We start from the raw sequence: 5951 nt of genomic DNA on the forward strand, positions 1-5951 counted from the left end.
CCGCCCCCCGCGCGGGGGGCCGCCCACCCCCGCGCCCCCCCCAACCGCCCTGTCGTGGCGTTGCTGCGTTCGCATAATTGCTGATTGACGATCGGTACGGTGAGCAGCTCATCGCTCTGCTCATGTCTATAAACGGGGGGGGAACAAGGCAATCACTCGACATCCGGCCGTCGAGTGTCGAACCGATTGGAACGAATCCCATGACCTTCTGGGACGACGAGGATGCCCCGAATCCGACAGATGACTCCCCCGCGCCGTCCGATCGGCGGCAATCCGTCCGGACCGGGTCGGCGCACCGGACCCGCAAGCGCGTCCTGCTGGCCGTCACCGTGGCGGCCGTGGTCGTCGGCGGCGGATTCCTGTTCCGTCCGTGGTTCGGACCCGACCACGCCGAACCCCCGTCCGGGTCCAGCGGGGACTCGATCCCGGTCGGCTACCAGCAGGCACCCGCCACGCTGGTGGTCTACGAGGACTACGACTGCGCCGCCTGCCGGAAGTTCGCCGAGCGGTTCGACCCGACACTCCGCCAGCTGGTCGCCGAGAATCGCCTGGTCATCCAATACCACCCGGTGACGACCGACGGCCGCAAAACCTCGGCCCAGGCCGCCAACGCGGCGGCGTGCGCCCAGGACGCGGGAAAGTTCACCGCCTTCCGCGAGGTGCTCGTCGCGGCCGGCAAGCAGGACCCGGACGCGAAGCAGGACCTGCGCTCGCTCGCCGACCGGGTGAGCGAGCTGCGGTCCGCGGCGTTCGACCGGTGCGTCGACGACGGCACCCACGCGGGCTGGGTGAGCCGCGAGAGCGGCACGTTCGCGAAACAGTTCCACACGGACGCACCGGTGGCCGTGCTCAACGGCGACCGGGTCGAAATCGACGGTGACGGAGCTGCCACCAAGCTGTGGAAGACGGTCGAGGACCTCGCGCTGAAGGACCCTGGCTTCCACCCGCCGGTGAGCACCCCGTCGCACCCGCGCGCCTCGACGGGCCCGGCCGCCACCGCCTCGGCCGCGGCCCCCGCGCCCCCCACCCCCTCGCGGCCCCCCCCCCCCTACCCCCCCTCCCCCGCCGCGGCGCCCCCCCCCCCCCCCGGGGCGCGCACGGCCGAAGCGTCCGGGCGTACGGCGGCGGCTTCCGGCGCCAGGGAGTCATCACACGCTTCCGACGACTGACGACCAGTCGCCCCGGCCGTTGTCACGCGACGGAACACCCCCGCCCGGTTCAGCGCCGCGCGTCACTCCCGGTCAGGACCGACCCGGCGGCTGAGGGCCGCTGCGAGACGGCGGCCCGGAGTAATTCTTCCGGTAGCCGCGGAAGGGCGGAGAGGTATTCCGTCCCCTCCGTGGGCAGAACTCGCACCGAATAATTCGGGTTCAACGTTCAGAAACCAACCAGCGAACGAGGGGAACATGAGCCGGGCAAATCGAAATGGAAAGCTGATTGCACATGAGCGCAGGCGCGCGGAACGCGCGGCACGGGAAATTCTCGCGAAGCGTCGACGCCGTTTCATGGCATTCGGCCTCGTGCCCGCCGTCGTGACCTCTGCGGTGATCACAGGGGTCGTCGTGCAGACGTACCGGTCCCAGGACGACCGGCCCGCCCTGGCGCCCCTCGGAACCGTGGCCGGAGGCAAGGCCATCGAGGTGGGGGCGGAGAAGGCTCCGGCCACCCTGGAGGTCTACGAGGACTTCCGCTGCCCCGCCTGCCAGGCGGCCGAGGCGCGCCTCGGCGAGGTACTGCAGAAGTACGTGCAGTCCGGTCGGCTGCGTCTGGAGTACCACCCCCTCGCGGCCATTGACGCCGGCCTTGGCGGGAAGGGTTCGCTGCGAGCGGCCAACGCCGTCGCGTGCGCGCAGGACCTGGCCAAATTCGCCCATTATCATGCCGTCCTCTTCTCCAACCAACCCGAGGAGAAGAACGACAGGTTCGCCGACCGTGCGGAACTCCTTCGGCTCGCCGAAAATGTCCCCGGACTGCGGACACCGGCTTTTGAGCAATGCGTCAACAAGGGAACGCACGAGGCTTGGGTGCGCACTGTCACGGAGGAGTTCCGCGACCACGAATTCCGGGGGACGCCGGCCATGCTGCTCAACGGCAAGCAGCTCGACGGGCGTGCCGGTGGGGCCATGGCCTCGAAGGAGGCGTTCGAGGGCGCGGTGCTCGAAGCCGTCGCCGAGGCCGGCGGGCCCTCACCGTCGCCCTCGGCGTCACTCCCCTCTTCGCCTGCGCAGCCGCCCGAGCATGCGGCCCGTCCGCGTTCGACGCCGAGTTCTGCCCCATCGCCCTGATCCGTACCGGCAGGCCCGCGCCAGGGGGGAGGGGGGAGTCGGCGTGTGGCTATGGGTCTGCGTTCTCGGTGTGCGGGGGGTCGGCGGGGCGTTCGGTGGCGGCGGGGGTGAAGAGGCCGGTCGTCTCGGTGATCGCGAGCAGGCGCTCGACCTGGGTGCTGGCCGCGGTGATCGCGAGGGTGCGGTCGGTGCGGTGTGCGGTGCTGCGCAGGCCCAGCAGGAGGTTGAGGCCGGAGCTGTCGCAGAAGGGGACGGCGGACAGGTCGACGTCGAGCCCGGTGCCGCTGGCCCGCAGCGCGCGTCCGAGGGTCTCGTCCAGGCCGCCGACGACGTCGAGGTCGATCTCGCCGCGGACCGTCGCACGGACCCGGTCCCCTTCGACGGCGAGCCGGACCAGCAGGCCCTTGGCGACGTGCAGGTCCGCGGGCAGGCTCCCGTCGGCCGGGGGCGGCGGGGGCGGCGCGGGGGATGGAGGAGTCGGGGTCGGGGCAGCGGGACGCGCCACGGGCGGCTTACCGCGCATGGTCTCTTCTCCTGCCTGTGAGCCATGGGACGACATCTCCAGCGTCTGCCGAATCCCTTCTCACGTCAACCAATACGTGAACGGAAATTCGTCAATGGCAATGCGTGCAATCGGGTTCGGCCATGCGTGCCATCGGGGTGTCATCGGCCTGTCATCGGCGTGTCATCGGCGGCGTGGTCAGCGCAGCAGGACGGCCAGTAGCTCCGCCAGCGTCGGGCCGCTGTCGGCGGGGTGGCGCAGCTGCTTGCCGTCGATGACGCGGTAGACGTTCGAGCGCCCGACCCGGTGGTGGCTGAGATAGCCCGCCGCTTCGAGGTCGGCGATGATCCGCTGGACCGCTCGCTCGGTCAGCAGGCAGCTGGTCGCGATGTCACGCACCCTGATGCCCGGGTCCCGGGCGATCTGCACCAGGACGCGCGCGTGATTGGTCAGGAACGTCCACTGGCGCCCGATGGCCGGGTGTTCTTCCACGCCCTCAGGATAGGGCGGTCGCGTTGGCTGAGACATGAGAGGAATTCGCGTGCTCCTTCCCGCTTTTCGTGGTCGCGGCGCGGTCTCGCGCACGGCCTGCATCCGCTCGCCGATCTCCCCCCATGTGGTCTTCCCGGTGGTCCTCCCGCAACAGGACGATGGCATCGTTCGACATTGCTCGTCTCCTCACTCAGAGGCTTCCCCTCCCGACTCCGGCGTGTCCCCCGCTGCCCCTGTGCCAAACACCGCACTCACACACCGCACTCAAACACCGCGCGCCCCTGCCGAACACCGCTGACCTCCTGCTTCGGCGCCGACGGCCGCTCGCGCGCGGTTTGCCGGGCCGCCCATCGGGCAGCCGCCCCGCCGACACGAGCCGGGGGCCGACGGCCCGGCCGCCCCGCGCCGTTCCCAGGACGGAGACCGCGACATGCCCATCAACCCCGAAACCCCCCAGCCCGAGCCGCCCGCCGACCTCGGACCCGACGCCAAGGACACCACCGACGCCAAGGACGCCGCACTCGACGCCTTCCGCGCCCCGGACCCGGACGGCCCGCTCACCACCGACCAGGGTGTGCGCGTCGACGACACCGACAACTCGCTCATCATCGGCGACCGCGGCCCCACCCTGCTGGAGGACTTCCACCTCCGCGAGAAGCTCACCCACTTCGACCACGAGCGCATCCCCGAACGCGTGGTGCACGCCCGCGGCGCCGGCGCCTACGGCTTCTTCGAACCGTACGAGTCGCTCGCCGGGTTCACCTGCGCCGACTTCCTCCAGGAGGCCGGGCGCCGCACCCCGGTGTTCGTACGTTTCTCGACCGTGCAGGGCCCGCGCGGCTCCGCCGACACCGTACGGGACGTCCGCGGCTTCGCCACCAAGTTCTACACCCGGCACGGGAATTACGACCTGGTGGGCAACAACATGCCGGTGTTCTTCATCCAGGACGCCGTCAAGTTCCCGGACTTCGTCCACGCGGTGAAGCCCGAACCGCAGAACGAGATCCCCACCGGCGCCTCCGCGCACGACACCTTCTGGGACTTCTGCTCGCTCCAGCCCGAGTCCACCCACATGCTGATGTGGGTGATGTCCGACCGGGCGATCCCGCGCAGCTACCGGATGATGCAGGGCTTCGGTGTGCACACCTTCCGCCTGGTGAACCGGGACGGGCGCGGCACGTTCGTCAAGTTCCACTGGCGGCCGCGGCTCGGCGTCTGCTCCCAGGTGTGGGACGAGGCCCAGGTCACCGCCGGGCGGGATCCGGACTTCCACCGCCGGGACCTGTGGGAGGCGATCGCGGCGGGGGACTTCCCCGAATGGGAGCTCGGTGTCCAACTGGTCACGGCGAAGGACGAGTTCGCCTTCCCCTTCGACCTGCTGGACCCGACGAAGCTGATCCCGGAGGAACTGGTGCCGGTGCGTCCGGTGGGGCGGATGGTCCTCGACCGCAACCCGCAGAACTTCTTCGCCGAGACCGAGCAGGTGGCCTTCCACACCGCCAACATCGTGCCCGGGATCGACTTCACCAACGACCCGCTGCTCCAGGGCCGCAACTTCTCCTACCTGGACACCCAGCTGATCCGCCTGGGCGGCCCCAACTTCGGCCAGCTGCCCGTCAACCGCCCGCTGGCCGACGTGCGGACCAACCACCGCGACGGCTACGGCCAGCAGGCCATCCACCCGGGGACGAGTTACGCACCGAACTCGGTGGGCGGCGGCTGCCCGTTCACCATGGGCGGCGGCCACCTGCCGGAAGGGGTGTTCCAGCACTACCAGCAACGGGTCAACGGCAGGGCGATCCGGCGGCGCAGCCCCAGCTTCGCCGACCACTACAGCCAGGCCGCGCTGTTCTGGCGCAGCATGGCGGGCTGGGAGCAGCGGCACATCATCGCCGCGTTCGCGTTCGAGCTCGGCAAGGTGGGCGACGAGGAGGTGCGGCGCCGGATGGTCGGCAACCTGGTGCGCGTGGACCCCGACCTGGCGGCGGAGGTCGCTCGGCGCACCGGCGTGCCCGAACCGCAGCCGTCACCCGGAGACCGGGCGGCAGCGCGGGACGGCGACGAGGCGGCGGGCCCCCGGGTCTCCCCGGCGCTCAGCCTGGAGAACCTGCGCGGCAGCGGCATCCGTACCCGCAAGGTCGCCGTGCTGGCCGCGCCCGGGGTCGACGGCGGCCAGGTGCGGGCCGCGCACGAGCGGCTGGGCGCGCAGGGCGCCGTCGTGGAGACGCTGGCCGCGCACGGCGGTCACGTGGCCGCCCGTGGTGGTGACCCTCTGCCGGTGGACCGCCCGCTGCCCACCACCGCCTCGGTGCTGTACGACGCGGTGGTGGTTCCGGACGGCGCCGGGCCCGCGCTGGCCGCCGATCCGGACGCCGTCCGCTTCCTCGCCGAGGCGCTGCGCCACGGCAAGCCGGCGGCGCTGCTCGGCTCCGGCGTCGACCTGGCCCGGGCGGGCGGTTACGACGCGCCCGGGAGCCTGGCCGGCGTCGCGCTCCACGACCCGCAGGAGCCGGCGGATCCGGCCCTGTGGGACGGCTTCGCCCGGCTGGTCGAGCGGCACCGCTTCCCGGACCGCTGACCCCGCAGCGGCGCCACTTCCGTGGGCCGGGCCGCCCGCGCGGGCCGGGCGCCCGCCGGCCCCCGCGCGAGGCGGAGCGGGGGCCGCCCCCGGG

At 71.7% G+C, this 5951-nt stretch carries 5 protein-coding genes; 3 read left to right on the plus strand and 2 right to left on the minus strand.

The window, feature by feature from the left end:
• Nucleotides 1-200: 200 nt before the first annotated feature.
• Together ACFV6I_RS21580 and ACFV6I_RS21585 are read left to right on the plus strand one after the other, a co-directional pair.
• On the plus strand, nt 201-1169 hold the full coding sequence (locus tag ACFV6I_RS21580; protein ID WP_380427049.1) for a DsbA family protein: 969 nt from the start codon (nt 201-203) through the stop codon (nt 1167-1169).
• A gap of 237 nt (nt 1170-1406) precedes the next feature.
• Nucleotides 1407-2285, plus strand: a complete 879-nt coding sequence (locus ACFV6I_RS21585; RefSeq protein WP_380427051.1) for a DsbA family protein — start codon at nt 1407-1409, stop codon at nt 2283-2285.
• A gap of 49 nt (nt 2286-2334) precedes the next feature.
• Here the strand turns inward: ACFV6I_RS21585 and ACFV6I_RS21590 are convergent, their stop codons facing one another.
• The gene (locus ACFV6I_RS21590; protein ID WP_380374385.1) at nt 2335-2808 is read right to left on the minus strand and encodes an STAS domain-containing protein; all 474 of its coding nucleotides are present in this window, start codon (nt 2806-2808) and stop codon (nt 2335-2337) included.
• A 177-nt stretch (nt 2809-2985) separates the two neighbouring features.
• Complete coding sequence (locus ACFV6I_RS21595; protein WP_380427053.1) at nt 2986-3315, minus strand: helix-turn-helix transcriptional regulator; 330 nt, start codon at nt 3313-3315, stop codon at nt 2986-2988.
• A gap of 394 nt (nt 3316-3709) precedes the next feature.
• On the opposite strand from ACFV6I_RS21595, the gene ACFV6I_RS21600 reads away from it, so the two are divergent.
• Entirely contained in the window at nt 3710-5857 is a 2148-nt protein-coding gene (locus ACFV6I_RS21600; protein WP_380427055.1) for a catalase, read from the plus strand.
• Nucleotides 5858-5951: the final 94 nt, after the last annotated feature.

The sequence above is a fragment of the Kitasatospora sp. NPDC059803 genome (genome assembly GCF_042732255.1).
Taxonomy (GTDB): domain Bacteria; phylum Actinomycetota; class Actinomycetes; order Streptomycetales; family Streptomycetaceae; genus Kitasatospora.